This is a genomic window from Neisseriaceae bacterium (assembly GCA_016864895.1).
Lineage (GTDB): Bacteria > Pseudomonadota > Gammaproteobacteria > Burkholderiales > Neisseriaceae > QFNR01.
In genome coordinates, this window is sequence record CP046107.1 from 1,380,526 (window position 1) to 1,398,059 (window position 17,534).

Consider the following 17,534-nt stretch of genomic DNA (forward strand, 5'->3'; position numbering starts at 1 on the left):
CAAATCTCTACTTAAATTAGAGAAAAATCATACGGTTACGTATGTTGTAATAGATTTACAGGTAAATTAAAATGTCTAAACAAGACTAAAAATTAAATCATTCTGTCCTAGACTCATCATGGTTAAATTTAGTTGTTTCCATTCAATACGGGAGTCAAGAGAACTGTCAATGCAATTGACTTCTACTTTGTTGCTTGTGGATTTAAGTAGGAGAAAATGATAAACATACTAAGGATTTTTACATTTATTTTTAAAGATTAATAATTATTTAAGTACAATTTCAGATCTTACTCCTTTGAAAAAAAAATAACCTGTGATAGAATACAAGTCTTTTCAAAGAAAAGGGTCTGTAGCTCAGCGGTTAGAGCAGGGGACTCATAATCCCTTGGTCGTAGGTTCGATCCCTACCAGACCCACCAGTGTTAATAATAGATTTAACTCTTTTCTAAAATAATGTTGTTCTACATTTATTCTATTTTTTTTGTAAATTTTTTTTATGTTTATTTTGGCTCTACTAGTTTGCCTTTTCTATTTCTAACATAGTGTCTTAGTGTCTTGTCATTTTCTCGCTTCCATGTTATAAAATTTTCTTTAATGATGAATTAGTAGCAAATTGTTTTCAAAAACATAAATTCTATAATTTTCTAAAGAGATATAATATTAACTGGAAGGATTATCTTTCTGCAAAATTATTACCAGATGATGGTCTATTTATTATAGTTAGAAATACATTGTTTATAATTGAAATTAAATTTCAAAGTGTATCTGGCTCTACTGATGAAAAATTGCAGACTTGTGATTCTAAGAGGAAGCAATATACAAAGCTTGTTCACAAAATAGGGTGGTGTGCTGGATATTTATATATTTTAAATTCTGAGTGGTTTGATAAGCCTAGATACAAAGATGTATTAGATTATATTTAAAGCGTGGGATGTAGTTATCATTTTGGAGAGGTTCCTTTGTCTTGGTTTGGATTGCCCCATCAAAACCAGAATAGCTTATCAAAATTAAAGCTATTTATCCCAATTAAGTAATATTTCAATTGATATTTGAAAGGAGTCAGATATGAAAGAAAGAATTATAATACCGAGTAATCGTGATGATTATGAATATCCAGAATACTTTCAAGAAAAAGATGAAAGTTATCCAGATTATCAAATTAGATTAAGAAAACAAAAAGAAGAAGTATATAGTTCATTGCCTATAAATACAGAAGAAAGCGACAATAGAGTAGATGAGATAGTAAGTCATTTAGATCATGTGGACAGTATTCGTATGGCATATGAGCCTTTGTATAGAGAAGCTAGAGAAGCAAAGATGTATCATCGTCCCATAGAAGAAGTAAAAGAAAAGTACAGAAAAGCTGGGTTGGATTGGGATGAATTGGTAGGTAGTAAATGGGAATAAAAATTAATAAAAGAGGTTTCCCAAATGATAAGAACCTTGATAAAACGGAAGATAGGATTATTAAACAAGTTGAAGCCAACCCAGCTAAATATTTAGCTGATTATGACGAACTCCCTGATTTGAAAGATTATAACGGAAGGTATGTTAATTCAGATCAATTCAAAGAATTGTTTAGTGAATTTACGCAAAGTAAAGCCAGTAGAGCTTATTATAATAATGCTGTACATAATTCGGCAGCTTGTTTATCTTCATTAAAATACGATGAGGTCCTAGCCAAAGATGATGGAAATAAAAATAAAGTTGTCATTGTTACAGGTATTCCAGGGGCAGGTAAAACAAAAAGTATTGATGAGGAAATTGATAAAAAGAATGTTAAATTGATTTTTGAAGGCCAATTATCCAATCCAGAAAATGGAGGTTTTGATAAAATCCAAAAAGCGTTGGATAAGGGGTATAAAGTCAAAATTGTAGTTGCACATCGGCCACCAGAGCAAGCATTGGATAATATCTATCACCGTATTAGAACCTATGGACGTGGTGCTTCTATTGCAGCTATGGCAAATATTCAAGGCAATCTACCAGATGGATTAAATAAAATAAATAAAAGATTTCCCAATCAAACTCAATTGGTTATAAAAAAATTAGATGGTTGGGATATGTCCACTCAAATAAAGGGTTGGGATAAATTAGAACAATTAAAAGAATTTGGGAATAGTAAAGAAATTAGAGATAAATTAAGTGATAAGCTTGTTAAAGATTATTTAGATGGAAAAATTGATGACAAGATATTTTTAAGTATTGCACCAGGAGGAAAGCATTTTTACATGCTTAAGGACGTTGGTAAGTGGGATAAAAAAGGGTGCTATACAATTAATCCAGAGTTTAGAGAGTTAGCTAGTGTTGAGTCTCTAAATTCATCTAGTAACGAAATGAAAGTGGCCTTATCCGATTCTTTTCAGGTCAATAAAGCTGAAAAAGAATATCAAAATTTATACAATAAACTTAGTAATTTAGAGAAAAATAATTTTCTAGGATATGAAAAAGAGGTTAAAGATTTAACAAAGGATTTATCTCCTAATTTAAAAACAAAAGCATTACTTAATTTCTATACAGAACAGCGAAAGCAAATAGAGAGTAAAGATAATACTATTGTCATGGAGCGTAGTCCTCAAACGGGAATGGAACGATAATGTATTTGAAAGAGATAAATATGGAGACAAAGATTTTCCCAGATAATTTGGTAGAGATTTTTAATGCAAAGCTAGAAGAATAATTTAAACATACTAGTAGAATTACCATGAATGATAAAAAAGAAATTATAGAATTGTTTCCTGATGGGAAAGTGGTTGTTATTTGTAATAAAGATGGGAATACTATTAATGAAATCACAGCCTATATAGAACATGGATATGAGAAGATTTATTGTCATGACAACTAAACCTATCGCTATATTTTTTATGGGGGCTAGTGGCTCTGGAAAGTCATCTATTAGAGATAGTATTGTTAATAGTTTACTTGTTTAAGGGGTAAAACGGTAAATATTTTTTTAGCTCATCAATATGTTCATATAAATCATCTGATATGATTTTATCCCAATGGATCTATACCCTCTCTTCTAGAAAATTTAGCGGCGGGTATAACATCAGAATCTCCAGCGAATAATATAATTTTTGAAATTTGTTTTTTTAAAGCAAGCGAACAAATGTCTAATCCCATTTTCATATCAACACCTTTTTGCTTATATTCAAGATATACATCATTTTCTGTTAGTTGGTCAAAAGTTATTTTCTTGTTAAATAAATCTTTTAATTTATTTGTAGAAATCTTCCAATCTATGTTTATAAAGCTAAATTGATTGGACTCATAATCCCTTGGTCGTAGGTTCGATTCCTACCAGACCCACCATTTTTGAGAAAGTGTAGGGTGTTTTTATTCTTAAGTTTATTTTGCAATTTTTTCTCTTTCTACATTATCTATTTATTTACTTTTACTTTTAAATCTTGAAATCGAAATGGTGATTTTTTAATTCCTAATAATTTTCCGGCTTTATCTAGTCCGAGTCTAAAGACCGGATAACTTAGTAGATAGTGATTTTTTGTAAATAAAAATATCCATGTGTGTTGACCTTTATAGATATAATTCATTTTACAACATCCTGAAGAGAACTAATCAATTTAATTCGTATTTGTTGTCCCTGTTTTATTCTATTTCGCCCATAATTCACCATTTTCAATATCAGGTAACATTATTTCGAATTAGTTTTTTAGCTTATTCATAAAATTTTCAGAAACTTTTATCTGTCATAGGAACATCACGTCCAGTTTTTTAAAACCTGTAACTGGGCGACAAGAATTTCTTTATCTGTCTAACCTACTCTCAAACTTTATTATAGGATTGTCTTGTTTTCTGTTGGCTCTTATTTTGTTGGTTTATTTTCTTTAATTTAAGTATGTTTGAATATTAATGCGTTGAATATCGTTTATTGTTGTAGGTGTGTTAATAAAGAATTCTAAAATTTTCTCTAAATTTATGTCTATTTATATCTCAAAAAATGAATCAGTAGAATGTATTATGATCAGTCATAAAACTTTAGTCACATGGGTTAAATACAATACATATTCGTAAGGTTGATTAATTTAAGAGATCAGCCATGGTTATAAATTATAAAAGTTAGAACTTGGGATGTTTATCTGATAGACTTTTAAGAGTGTTTTAGAAAATTCAGTGGGTAAAAAGTGACTTCTTTATAATACATGTCACTTATTTTAGTGAAGAGCAATAACAATCAATACAATATTTAGAAAAACTTCAATCACTATCTTTTAGTCAGAGTAAGAAGTGGATAGGGTAATAACAAGAGAAGTATCTGTGAACTAAATTTATAGGTTATACTCAGAGATATTTTGATCTCGTGAGAAAAAAACATGGAAACGAATTTAGAAGGATTGCTTAATGACTTAAAACTGCCAAAAAACAAAGCGTTAATCCCGTTATTTGAAGCTATTGCAAACAGTTTGGATGCTATTGATGAATGCGAGGATGGATGTGAGAATCACCAAATTATAATTAATTTTTTAGCAAATAATGATCTAATCACTACGCCGAGTGAAAATAATCGTTTTTCTATAATTGATGGTTTTTCTGTATCAGATACAGGTATGGGGTTAAATGCAAAAAACTATCAAGCTTTTAATGAGGCCTATACAAGGAGGAAAATTGACCTAGGAGGCAAAGGTGTTGGTCGATTCATGTATTTGAAAGTATTTGATAAAGTTGAAGTCGAAAGCTACTACAAGGAAGATAATCAATATTTACTTAGAAAATTTAAGTTTAACAGGCAAGGAATTAGTCGAGAACCTTTGGATTATAATTGCAAGATTAATACAAGAAAAACTACTATTACTATTAATAGAATTAAGGATGAGTATCGAAACTATTGGCAGAAAGAATTAGCAGTGTTTGCTGAAGAAATTATTCAACACTTTTTTATAAGATTCATTTTTAATAAATATCCAAAAATATTCCTTAAGCATTTTAAAGGTGGATCAATAGAATTAACAGAAGAATTCAAGGAAAATTTATTGTTTCAAACTAGTGAAAGAAATTTTGACTTTGATAATTATTCTTTTTCAATATTGATTCACAAACAACAAAAATATACAAAGCAAGAATATACTTTTTGTGCCAGTGGCCGTGAAGTAGAAAAACATGAACTAAAATCATTGTTACCTTATTTCCCTGAAAAATTTACTGATAATCAAGGAGCTGATTATTACGTAAAAATTTATATTTCGGGGAAATATTTTGATGATCGAGTTGAGAGAGAGAGAATAGATATATTATTTAAAGCAGCTGATGATAATGATACCACTTGCATTAATAGAGATGATTTTGAGAATAAATTAAGGATGGAGCTCTTAAATGAATTTCAAGAACAATTAAAAGATATCAATGAGTCTAAAATAAAAAGAATTCAAGAATTTGTCAAAAATGAAGCTCCTGAATATATATTTCTTTTACATGAAAAATATAGAACACGGCTAGAAAATGAAACATCGCCCTATGCAGATAATACAAAATTAGAGATACAGTTGCTACACATTAGAAGATCTATTGAAGATACGGTTCGAGAAAAAGGAAAAAATATTGAAGCTAAAATGGATACAGTCGCTTATGAAGAATACAAAAAGGAGCTCGATGAATATATTGAAAATATTAATGATATAGGTAAAGCTGATTTAGCAAGGTATGTGGTTCATAGAAAAATAATTATTGATTTATTTGAAAAAAATCTTAAAATAAGAAAGTCGGGGAATAAGGACGGGGATTCCTACCAATTGGAAAGCGTATTGCATAATATGATATTTCCTATGGGGAAAACTTCTAGGGATATCTTCTTGGAACAACAAAATCTATGGATGATAGATGAACGTTTAAGTTTTCATTCTATTTTAACTTCCAATAAAAAATTGAAAACTATAGAAGGTTTGAACAGTGCATCTGATAAGGCGCCTGATATATTGATTAATTTTTATGATTCCCGAGTAGGGCTTTCTGAAGTATCTGAAAGCGGTACTAATCAGAGTGGATCTATTGTTATTATAGAATTCAAAAGACCAGGTCGTGATGATTATAAACATCAAGATTCCTCAAGGAATCCGTGTCTTCAACTTGTTCAATACATATTGCAAATTAGGGATGGCAAGGAGGTAAGTATAGATGGAAGGCCAATTAAAATGGACAATCTTAGGTTTTATGCCTTTTTGATTGCAGATATTACGCCATCTTTAGAGTATATTTTAAAGATTGACTATAAGAAGATGACAGATAATGGTGGTTACTACAGATACATCGATAACATTAACACTTATATTGAAGTTATTTCTTATGACAAGCTATTAGAGGATGCAAAAAAGAGAAATGATATTTTATTTAAAAAGTTAGGGCTCAAATAGAATTGTAATCTAATCAAAACGTTGGTATCCTCCTTTACCTAGAAAAGGGGGGGGTAATGTAGTGGTAGTTACTTAGAATGTTACCAAGCCTACTTTTTAATTAAAGAAGTAATAAAGGGTAATTAAATTATACTTAGTAGATTGCAACTAGTTGTAAATAAATGAGGCTATATGTGCAATTTACAGCAAGGTAAAATGAAATCAAGCTTAACAATCATGTGATTGCTTCTGCGGGGAAGTAGTCTCGTTATTAATAATAATTTTGTCAGAATATAAATTGTCACAGGAAACGGAATAAGAATCCTGAAAGTGTGGGATATCTAACTGATACCATATTAAGAATTAAATCTAGGAAAATGTCTACAAAAAGAGTTGATTGAAAGAAAACTATTTGGTTTACTGAAGTATGGTATGGCTATGTATGTTGATAAATGATAAAAATTTAAGTAAACAGATTAATGACTTAATAGGGATATCGGAAGGATGTATCATATAGATGTAGGGCTGGTTAAGGGGATAGGTAACCCAGAACTGTTGACACATAATTTGGTAGATTTTTTGTCAAATGATATCGTCAACTTTGAGATAAGAATTATTTACAGCGTCTCTTAGCTCAATCTTTCAAACTGTATGAGTTTCACTCTTTTTTTATAATTCAATAAAATAACTTAATTTATTATCCTCTTTATGTGTTTGCGTGGTGCTGCTTTAAAACTTAAAACTTTTTACCCATGAGATGACTTACTAAAATTTTGGTTCATATTATTAGTTTGAATTTTTAATTTCTTAGGATTGTTTACTCTCCTAAGTCACAGATTATTCTATCTAAATATGGAACATACCCTTCTTTTTTTTATCTTAACATTTCAAGATTAATCGCTGTTGATTTATAACCTTTGTCCTGTATGCTCTCACTTTGAGCTTACATATAATCAGTTGTTTGAATTTAGCTGTACTTGGTAATTTTTATCCCAACCTTCATGATATACATATGATTGAAGGAGCAATTAAGTCATCAGATACTGCTAATTTTTCTTAACAAAATAAGCATATTGATAAAGGAATTGATTTTTTTAATAGTAATTATAGTAATGGTGATCATTTAAAAGAACTGTAACTACTGATGGTTGAATTGTTGCAACATGACAAAGAATTAAATAAGGCACTTAACCATGTATTAAACACCTTAGAAAAACCTGATTAATTAAATGAATAATATTGTAAAAAAATAACAGGTTGATGAATAAAGATTGTTAATCAAATTGGCTGATAATTATATTTGATGAAAATGAATACGGGTATCTGGAATGCAATTTTTTATCCAGTTTCCGGTACGATAGGTTCCAAAAGTGTTTTCGATAAGTAGAAATTTGTTAAAATGAAAAACTTTAAAACTTCAAGATAAGTGTATGCGCCTTAGTCAAATTAAGCTTTCTGGATTTAAATCTTTCCCTGACAATATTAATATTTCTGTACAGGGTAATATTGTGGCAGTGGTAGGCCCTAATGGTTGTGGGAAAAGTAATTTAATTGACGCTGTTCGTTGGGTGTTGGGTGAATCTTCTGCCAAACATTTACGTGGTGAAAATATGCAGGATGTGCTTTTCAATGGTACCAATAATAGAAAAATGGTGTCTAGATCTTCTGTGGAATTAGTGTTTGATAATTCCAAATATTCTTTAAAGGGGGCATGGGGTCAGTATACAGAAATTTCAGTTAAGCGCATTCTTACTAGACAAGGGGATTCTAGCTACTGGATTAATAATCATAAAGTTCGAAAAAAAGATATTACTGATTTATTCTTAGGAACGGGGTTGGGGGCTAGGGGATATGCAGTGATTGAGCAAGGAATGATTTCCGAAATTATTGAGGCAAAACCAGAGTCTTTAAGAGCTTATATTGATGAAGTAGCAGGCATTTCAAAATATAAAGAACAAAGAAAAGAAACAGAGAATCGTTTAAAATTAACTCAAGAAAATTTAGGAAGAATTAGTGATTTAAAGCAGGAGCTATGGAACCAATGTCAAAAACTTGGTACTCAAGCTAAAAAAGCTCAAAAATATCAGAGGATTGAATCTGAATTAAAATATATTCAAAATATGTTAGTAGCCTCTCAGTTACGTATTACTTTGGGAAAGTTAGAAGGTTATCAACAGAAACAGAATCAAGAAAAGGAAAAACTACTCAAAATAGAGCAATCCATTAAATCAATAAAAGAAGATAATTATCAGATTCAGTTACAAGAGTATGATATACAATCAAAAATAGATGATATACATCAGAAAATATCAAAAATAAATGAAGAGGTTATTGGTTTACAGACAGCATTAAAATTTAAAGAAAAAGAATTATTTCGTATTCAAACAGAGAAAAAAAATATTCATTTGGAGTTGCAAGAATTAAACAAAACCATACAAGACAACGAGTCTAGTTTATCCCAATTCAATATTCTCTTAGAAGAAAAAGAGTTAATATTTGAAAACTTGGTCAGTGAATTAAGTCAATTATACACCCATTTGAGCAAGATTGAACAACATTTCGAGCAACAAGAGATTCTATATAATGGGGTAAAATCAGAAATTCGTCATAATAAACATACTTTACAGGCAAGGAATGAGTCTCTTCAAAGAAATTTTCTTGAAATACAAAAACTAACAGAACAATTACAACGCCAAGAGCAAAAAACACAAGAGAAAGTATTATTGGATTTAACTGAATATGAAACTAAGTTGAAAATATTATTAGAATCTTTGACAGAAAAGACAGAACATATAGATCGTCTAGACAAAGAATACTTGAATTTACAAGTCAGTATAAAAGAAAATAATGAGCAGATTCATAAACATAATGATGAATTAATTGCTTTGGACGTGGAATTAAATATTTTGAACCAACGTCTGCAAAGGATTAAAGAAAAACATAATGGTTTTTGGAATCAATTTCCCGAATTACCATCATCACCGTTGTGTGAACTTTTGACAATAAGGGATAAATGGGAAAAGGCTTTGAGTATTTATTTAGGTGAACGATTACTTGCTCGAGTATGTGTAATAATTCCCTTTATCCCAACTGAAATAAAAAACCCTGCTGTTTGGATTAATCAATTACCACCTGAAATGTCCACCTCGGTTACAGAAGACTCGATAATACAATATGTTGCTTGTAATGATGAAATAATGCCATTGATCAAGTTGTGGTTAGGAAAGGTTAGATGTGTTAACTCATTAGAAGAAGGATTACGAAAACAGTCTTTACTACGAGAGGGCGAATTATTTTTAACACCCGATGGAATCGTAGTTGATAAGTATGCTGTATATTTAGAAGGTGAAAATCAAGAAGACTTAGTTTTAAATTTGCAGAATCACTTAAGTGTATTGAATCCTAAAAAAGAGAAATTAGTACAGGTCATTACTCGTTATAAGCAACAATTGTTTGAACTCAAAAAGAAACAAGAGTCTTTATTAGCAGAGAAAAATCAAGTCCAATATCAAAAAGAATACATTCAAGATCAACTGACTAAAACCAAACAAGTGATCGTAGAAAGTAAAGCTAAAAATGAATTACAACAGCAGTTTCTAAAGGATGTACAAGCTGAAATACACAATTTAAAAAAACAAAAAGAATTATTACAAGCCAGACAAAAGGAATTAGAATCAGAAGTAAGTCATGTTGAAAGCATTTTAAATCAAGATAATATCAGAATTATCCAGATTGAAAAAGACTATTTATATTTAAAAAAGTCTATTAAGGATGGGCAACAAGATTTGTTAATATGCGAAAAAAACAAAAATCAGCTAGAGTTAGAATTGACGAACCTAAAAAATTGTATTGGAAATGTTAGTAAAAATTTAAATTCGGCCAGACAAAAAACCATTGCTCTTACCCAAAAAAATGAACAATTGCAGGTCGAGGATACTTTATCCATTGATGATTATCAAAAAAGAATTATACAATTATCTGATAATAAACAAAGGATCGATGTAATATTGGCTTCTCTAGAAGAAGAGCTCCAAATGTTACGTACTCAAAAGAATGCAATGCAATCATCTTTGGCGCAAAAAGAAATCATGAAAAGTGTTATGGAACGTGATATACATGCCTATGAGTTAAAAATTCAACAACAAACAATTTATAAAAATCAATACATGGAGACCTTGCAGGCAAAAAAACTGAATGTATCTGAGTTAGTGGCATTAGATGATCAAAATGATTATAATGTGCAGGAGTTATCCGATAAGGTCTCTTTACTAACGGAGCAGTTAAAAGCACTTGGTACAGTTAATTTAAGGGCTGTAGGTGAGCTAACAGAATTAGAAGAGCGTTATCATTTGTATCGTGATCAATACGAAGATGTCGCATCTTCAGTAACCCTTTTGCAAGAAGCAATTAAAAAGATTGATGCTGAAACTGAAGTTTTGTTTAAAGAAACTTTAGAGAAAGTTAATGCTTATATGAGTGATTTTTTTCCTAAGCTTTTAGGAGGAGGAGAGGCTCGATTAGATTTGACTTCTGATAATCTATTGGATACAGGTTTACGTTTAATGGTAAGGCCAATAGGTAAGAAAAATCTTACTATTCATTTGCTTTCAGGAGGTGAGAAAGCCTTAACAGCTTTGAGTTTAGTATTTTCATTATTTAGTCTAAATCCAGCACCATTCTGTTTGTTAGATGAAGTAGACGCCCCTTTGGATGATGTAAATATTCAAAAATTTAGTGCCTTAGTGAAAGAAATGTCAAAAACAGTGCAATTTTTATTTATTTCACATAACCCATTAACAATGGAGATGGCAGAGCAACTTATAGGGGTTACCATGCAAGAGAAGGGGGTATCAAGAATAGTTTCGGTGAATATGAACGATGGTTTTTCAATAAAACAATAATTATATATTGGAAAGGAATGAGATTATATGGTAGATAAATATGTAAATTGGGTAAGTTCAGGAACAGGAAAGAAAATCGCTAAAAAATTAGGGTTACCTCAGCCTGTTAAATTAAAGCATTATGCTCCAGAAAAAGTTAATGTGGGGTTGAATGTGTTGGTGGGCGGATTTAAAAATACACCTGTTTTAGAAACATTGCATAAAATTGTTTCAGATTTGCCCATTAATACTTTTGTTTTAGAAAATAACCAAGTTTATCGTAAGGGCTTAGGTGGGAATATGCCCATTCATGATGATAAGATGAAATTTCACAGTTTGATTTTTGATGCAAGTGGCATACAGAATACACAGGATTTACAATCGGTACGTGATTTTTTTAATCCATTTTTTAGGAAAATCAATGAGTGTGGACGTATTATTGTACTAGCACATAACCCTGATATGTGCCAAGATATTGAATCTGCTATGTCTAACCGTTCATTGGTTGGATTTATTAAGTCATTGGGTAAAGAGGTTCGTCGTGGTATTGCTGTACAAATTGTGTATGTTACTCCGGACAGTGTGAACAATTTACAAAGTACAATCGAATTTTTACTTTCTTATAAATCAGCTTATGTTTCAGGGCAAGTGATAAAAGTACACAAAGCACAAGTCGTTCAAGTAGACAGAAATAAACCTTTACTGAATAAGTTAGCTCTTGTGACCGGTGCGAGTCGGGGAATTGGTAAATCTATCGCCGAGGTTTTAGCAAGAGATGGTGCTAAGGTTGTATTATTGGACATTGACTCACAAAGAACTGCATTGGAAGAGTTGGCGAAGAAGTTAGATGGTCTATGTATTACCCTTGATATTACAGCAGACAATGCCCCACAAGTATTATCTGATTTTGGTAAGGAACATGGGGGATGGGACATTATAGTGCATAATGCGGGAATTACAAAAGATAAGATGTTTGTCAATATGACAGCTGAAATATGGAATCAGGTTATCCATGTGAATTTAACATCACAGCAAAGAATTAATGCCCTGTTATTGAAAGAAAAGGCCATCAATCCAAATGGTCGAATTATTTGTGTATCTTCCATTGCGGGGATTGCAGGTAATGCAGGACAAACAAATTATGCTACTTCTAAGGCAGGTGTTATTGGAATGGTAGAGTATACAGCAAAACACTTGTTAACTGATGGCATCACAATCAATGCCGTGGCACCAGGATTTATAGAGACTGATATGACTGCGAAAATTCCATTTGTTATTCGTGAGACTGGACGTCGTTTAAATGCAATGAGTCAAGGTGGACTACCTATAGATGTGGCAGAAACAATTGCGTGGTATGCTAATCCTGCATCCTCAGGTTTAAATGGTAACATTGTACGTGTTTGTGGATTAATGATGTTAGGTGCTTAATTAATATAATATTTTTGAAAGCCTAGTCTTTATACTAGGCTTTTTTTTTTAGAAAAACTTCCATTTGACTTGCAGGAGTTTCTCTAATTCTGGTACAGCCTGCCTTCTAAATACAAAAAATATAATATGGTCACTTTCTTTTAAGTCATGTTTGTGATCTGTAATAAATTCGCCGTTACTGATAATCGCAGCTACATCAATACCATAAGGCCAGCTAATTTGTGACGGTTTACGACCAATAATCTTAGAATTCTTTTTATCCCCATGAATAATAACTTCTAGTATTTCTGCTTCGCCGCGACGCATTGGATGAACAGTAACAACATCTCCTCTGCGGATATGAGATAATATAGAGCCAATAGTAGTTAAGTGAGGTGATATAACAATATCAATTGTATGGCCAACTAAAATATCGACATAAATAGAACGATTAATAATGGTAGCGACTCGTTTAGCACCTAATTTTTTAGCAATAAGGCTAGACATAATGTTGTCTTCGTCATCATTAGTCAATGCAAAAAACATATCAATTTCTTTAACATTTTCATCGATTAATATGTTTTCATCAGTTACAGAACCGCGAAATACAAGTGAGGTATCTAAGTTTTCTGCTAGAAATTCTGCTCTAGATTCATTCTTTTCAATGATTTTGGTTTGAAAATAAGGTTCTGTCGTTTGGGCTAGTCGATAGCCAATATTACCACCACCAGCAATCATTACTTTTTTATTTTCAGTTTCATCTGGTCTGAAAATTTTCATTAAATCTTTTACATATTCTTTAAGTGTGATGAAATAGACTTCGTCTCCTGAAATAATTTTTGTTTTTGGGGTAGGAATAATTAATGCTTCATTCCGATAAATAGCACAAATTTTAAAATTAATTTCTTGAGAAATAATATCAACAAAGTCTGAAAATTGTTTACCGACTAATGGGCAACTATTTTCTACTTTAGTAACAATCATTTGAACTTCTAGATTTTCTCCTAGACCTTCGGCAAAATTAATAACTTGCAGTGCACCTGGAATTAATAGTAGTTGAAATAGTTGGTCAGTTACAATTTGTTCAGGGCAAATAGATTCATTAACGCCAAACAAATCCAATGGTGTCATTTGGGTTTCATTCCCATTAAGTACTGATTTAAAATGATATTCTACAATTTCACTTTGGCGAATGCGTGCGATAATGTTAGGGATATTAAAAATTTCTTTGGCCATTTTACTAGAAACTAAATTGGTGTCATCCTCTCCTGTGACAGCGATCAGAAGTTCGGTATCTTGAGCCCCTGCGTTCTTCAAAACTGTTGGAGAAGAAACACTCCCTAGGATGGTTTGAATATCCAGACTTTGACTTAATTTTTGAAGTGAAGCTTCATTTTTATCAATGACTGTAATTTCATAATTAGAATAATTGGCTAAATTATAAGCAACTGTTTCACCAACAGTTCCACCACCTAAAATTAATATTTTCATAAACTAATTATCCTGATTAATTATGTGAGTTTTTCAATTAGTTCCTGTGAACTACATGTTGCAGTACCTACTTTGGCAACGACAATTCCTGCAGCTGTATTAGCTATTTTCATTAATTGTTGATTATCTAGATTTGAACTTAAAGATAATGCTGCAACTGCAATAACTGTATCGCCAGCGCCTGAAACGTCAAATACTTCTTTAGCAACAGTAGATTGGTGGACAACCCGATCTTCTTGATAAAGACTTAATCCTTCCTCACTACGTGTTAATAATAGAGAATCAATATTCAAATATTTTCTAATTTTTTGTGCTTTTTCAGTTAATTCATTTTCATTATCCCACATGCCCACTACTGCACGTAATTCTTGACGATTTGGTGTTAACATATTCGCGTATTGGTATTTTGTGTAATCGCTACCTTTCGGATCGACTAATATCGGTATATTATGGGCGTTAGCAATCTGGATAAGTTCAGCAACGTGTTGTAATGAACCCTTATCATAGTCTGATAGAATGACAATATCATATTCTTTAATGGATTGTTCAAATCGACTTTTTAATTGTAATACGCTATTTATATTCGGGCTATTTTCGAAATCAATTCTAATTAACTGTTGATTTCTAGCGATGACACGTAACTTGATTGTAGTATCAATAGAAGGATCTTTGACAAATGATGTGTTTATATTTTCTGTTCTTAAGATAGATTCTAATTCACTGGCAGTGTAGTCATTTCCTGTGATCGCAAGCAAAGATGCTTGACCATTTAAACTAGCTATATTTCTTGCGACGTTGGCAGCACCACCTGCCCTTAAATCTGTCATTTCTATCTTGGCAATTGGCACAGGGGCTTCTGGTGAAATTCTACTTGTATCGCCAAACCAGTATTTGTCCAACATGACATCACCCACAATCAGGACTTTAACATCCGTGAATTTTTGTACTAATTGTTTCCAGTTGGTAGTTCCTGGTTGGGTTAATTGTGTATTCATATTTTTACTATATTATTACCAATCGGAGATTGTTGTTTGATTATTTGGTAGGTTAAATTGATATCATAGATGATATCAAGAGGATTTTTCGCTTGGGTAATAGAACGGCCAATAACCATATAATCAGTTCCAACTTGAATTGCTTCTTTTGGGGTCATAATTCTTTTTTGATCATACTTATTTGAGTTTATTAGACGAATGCCAGGTGTTACAGTCACAAAAGCCCCCCCTAGTTGATTTTTTATTTGCTTAACTTCATGAGCAGAGCACACAACACCATCTAACCCAGATTTTTGAGCTAGTGATGCCAAATGTAATATTTTTTCATTGATCGGTTGATGAGTACCTAATTCTTTTAAATCTGATTCGTCCATACTGGTTAGGATAGTGACACCTATTAATAAAGGTTTATGTTGTAAATTGGCTAGACCATTGGCGGCAGCTTCCATCATCTTTGTTCCCCCACTGGTGTGTACATTAACCATCCATATACCCATGTCGGCTGCAACCTGGCATGCACGTTGAACTGTATTAGGAATATCATGGTATTTTAGATCCAGAAAAACTTTAAAACCCTGAGTAACAAGTGATTCAACAAATTTTCTACCAGTTGTGGTAAATAGTTCATTTCCAATTTTTATTTTACAAGCGTTAGGATTAAGTTGTTGGATAAAGGGGGTGGCATGTTTCTCACTAGGGAAGTCCAGAGCGACAATAATAGGGGAATCAAATTCAGCTTTCAAGTTATGAAATTGTAAATAGTCCATGTAACTACACCTCTATTCTATTGGGCGTAAAAGTTTCCCATTTGCCACAAGCAGGACAACGCCAAAAAAATACTTGTGATTTAAAATGGCATTGCTTGCATTGATACATAAAAGATTTGCTAATCTGATTTGAAAGTATTTTTTTTATAATATTAGCATCTTTTTTTAGGGTAGGATCGCCCTCAAACATAGCAATATCGGTGAGAAGATATATTTTCTCTAGATTGGGATTAATTCGAATAAGGTTGGCAGTAATTTCATTCGCTTTTTTTAAGTTCCATATGAGTAATGCTTTCTCATAAATCAGATTGGTTAAATTAAGTTGGGGAAATGTATTCATGTAACCAATTAATAAATTTAATCCTTCTTCTGCTTTATGCATGGCATCATAAGCATCATAAATTTTTTCTCCCACCATGGTAAGGTAAGCATAATTTTGATTTTCAATAGCGGTATAGGCTTCTATAGCATTAGCGTAATTACCTCGTTTAAATTCTATATCACCTAGAATAATATTAGTTCGGGTGCATTTTTTATTGATATCTAATGCTTTTTTAGCATAAGTGTGTGCTTGATCCAGATGAGATTCAATCAGTGCTTTTTGAGCTAATTCACAGTAAAATTGAGCTAAATCAAATTGTTGTGAAATTCCATCTTGGGGGAATTTAGATACCATTTCAATGGCTTTTTCCCAATCTCTGTCTTGTTGGTATATATCGAGTAATATTTGACTAGCTTGTTGTTTAAAAGTACTGTTTAATAAGTCTTCAAATTGTTTTTCCGCACGATTGACTAAACCCGCGGCTTGATAATCTTGACCTAATTCAAATTGAATTTTCTGTAATTTTGTTTCAGGGATATTAGGTAGAGAGAGAAGTTTTTGATGCAAAGCGATGGCTTTGTCGTTTTCCCCTCTTTTACGAAAGAGTTTTCCTAAAGTTAAGCCCAGTTCGTAAGAACGGATTTGTTGACCTTTTTCATGTTGTTCGTCGATAATACTTTGTAGTGTTTCCGCTGCAATATTAGTTTTATTATCAATAATAGCATCCAAGCTTTTATAAAATTTCATAGGGATAGATTTAGCTTGTTTTAATACAGCTCTCATATCAATACGAGCAGCTAGCCAGCCCATACTGAAAAATATAGGCAATAAAATGATCGGTATGAGCCAGATAAAAGTATTATTTTCTATTATGTCCATAAATTATTAGTTATTTTCTTCTAGTATTATATTTTCTTTTACCACTACTGTTGTTGGTTGTGTATCCATCAATTTTGAAACGATCTCTCGAGAATTTTTTAACTCTTTTTTAAGACCAGTTAATTGTTTCCTTAGATATAAAATTCTGGATAAGATTGATAGAACTCCTAAGAAGGCACCAATAACAAAACAAATGAATAACAATAAAATTAAAGGTAACTCATAGGAGTGGTTAAATGGAACTTGAAAATTGACAGTTTGAGTATTGGCGTATGAAATGATAAACAATACTATAAATAAAGCGAATAGTACTGTGAATTTGATTATTTTCATTAATCTTTCCTTATTAAGTGACTGGTTTTTTTAAGTGATAAATTGTATTATGAACAAATTAAAATATGTCTATTATTTTAATTCAAAATTTAGAAAAATCATATCTAAACCTAGATTAA

Annotated in this window: 11 protein-coding genes and 1 tRNA gene; 6 read left to right on the forward strand and 6 right to left on the reverse strand. The window is 31.5% G+C overall.

Going from position 1 to position 17,534, the window contains the following annotated elements; translation table 11 throughout:
* Positions 1-343: 343 nt before the first annotated feature.
* The 3 genes from GKC53_05940 (at position 344) to GKC53_05950 (ending at position 2,597) form a co-directional block, all read left to right on the forward strand.
* A tRNA-Ile gene (locus GKC53_05940) sits at positions 344-419 on the forward strand.
* 646 nt (positions 420-1,065) lie between these two features.
* A complete protein-coding gene (locus GKC53_05945; protein QRN41644.1) occupies positions 1,066-1,407 on the forward strand; it encodes a hypothetical protein in 342 nt (113 codons plus the stop codon).
* Entirely contained in the window at positions 1,398-2,597 is a 1,200-nt protein-coding gene (locus GKC53_05950; protein ID QRN41645.1) for a hypothetical protein, read from the forward strand. Before GKC53_05945 ends, GKC53_05950 begins: the two co-directional genes overlap by 10 nt.
* A 397-nt stretch (positions 2,598-2,994) precedes the next feature.
* Here the strand turns inward: GKC53_05950 and GKC53_05955 are convergent, their stop codons facing one another.
* Entirely contained in the window at positions 2,995-3,129 is a 135-nt protein-coding gene (locus GKC53_05955) for a hypothetical protein (GenBank protein QRN41646.1), read from the reverse strand.
* Between the two features lie 1,202 nt (positions 3,130-4,331).
* Here GKC53_05955 and GKC53_05960 point away from each other — a divergent pair.
* The 3 genes from GKC53_05960 to GKC53_05970 all read left to right on the forward strand — a co-directional run bounded on the left by GKC53_05960 (position 4,332) and on the right by GKC53_05970 (position 12,649).
* Complete coding sequence (locus GKC53_05960) at positions 4,332-6,362, forward strand: ATP-binding protein (GenBank protein ID QRN41647.1); 2,031 nt, start codon at positions 4,332-4,334, stop codon at positions 6,360-6,362.
* Between the two features lie 1,409 nt (positions 6,363-7,771).
* A complete protein-coding gene (gene smc, locus GKC53_05965) occupies positions 7,772-11,242 on the forward strand; it encodes a chromosome segregation protein SMC (protein ID QRN41648.1) in 3,471 nt (1,156 codons plus the stop codon).
* 27 nt (positions 11,243-11,269) lie between these two features.
* Entirely contained in the window at positions 11,270-12,649 is a 1,380-nt protein-coding gene (locus GKC53_05970) for a 3-oxoacyl-ACP reductase (GenBank protein QRN41649.1), read from the forward strand.
* Between the two features lie 48 nt (positions 12,650-12,697).
* On the opposite strand, the gene trkA is transcribed toward GKC53_05970, so the two are convergent.
* Genes trkA through GKC53_05995 form a run of 5 tightly spaced genes read right to left on the reverse strand, consistent with a single transcriptional unit; the run spans position 12,698 to position 17,415 of the window.
* Positions 12,698-14,119 carry a Trk system potassium transporter TrkA gene (trkA, locus tag GKC53_05975; GenBank protein ID QRN41650.1) on the reverse strand — a complete coding sequence of 474 codons (1,422 nt, stop codon included), beginning with the start codon at positions 14,117-14,119 and terminating at the stop codon, positions 12,698-12,700.
* Positions 14,120-14,139: 20 nt separating this feature from the next.
* Positions 14,140-15,114 (reverse strand): D-glycero-beta-D-manno-heptose-7-phosphate kinase, encoded by a 975-nt coding sequence (rfaE1, locus tag GKC53_05980; GenBank protein ID QRN41651.1) that lies wholly within the window; start codon positions 15,112-15,114, stop codon positions 14,140-14,142.
* Positions 15,111-15,881, reverse strand: coding sequence for an orotidine-5'-phosphate decarboxylase (gene pyrF, locus GKC53_05985; GenBank protein ID QRN41652.1), 771 nt, complete (start codon positions 15,879-15,881; stop codon positions 15,111-15,113). The genes rfaE1 and pyrF overlap by 4 nt, the downstream gene beginning before the upstream one ends.
* Positions 15,882-15,885: 4 nt before the next feature.
* Positions 15,886-17,073: a tetratricopeptide repeat protein gene (locus tag GKC53_05990; GenBank protein QRN41854.1), complete on the reverse strand. Its 1,188-nt coding sequence runs from the start codon at positions 17,071-17,073 to the stop codon at positions 15,886-15,888.
* A gap of 15 nt (positions 17,074-17,088) precedes the next feature.
* Positions 17,089-17,415, reverse strand: a complete 327-nt coding sequence (locus tag GKC53_05995) for a DUF1049 domain-containing protein (protein ID QRN41653.1) — start codon at positions 17,413-17,415, stop codon at positions 17,089-17,091.
* Between the last annotated feature and the right edge of the window lie 119 nt (positions 17,416-17,534).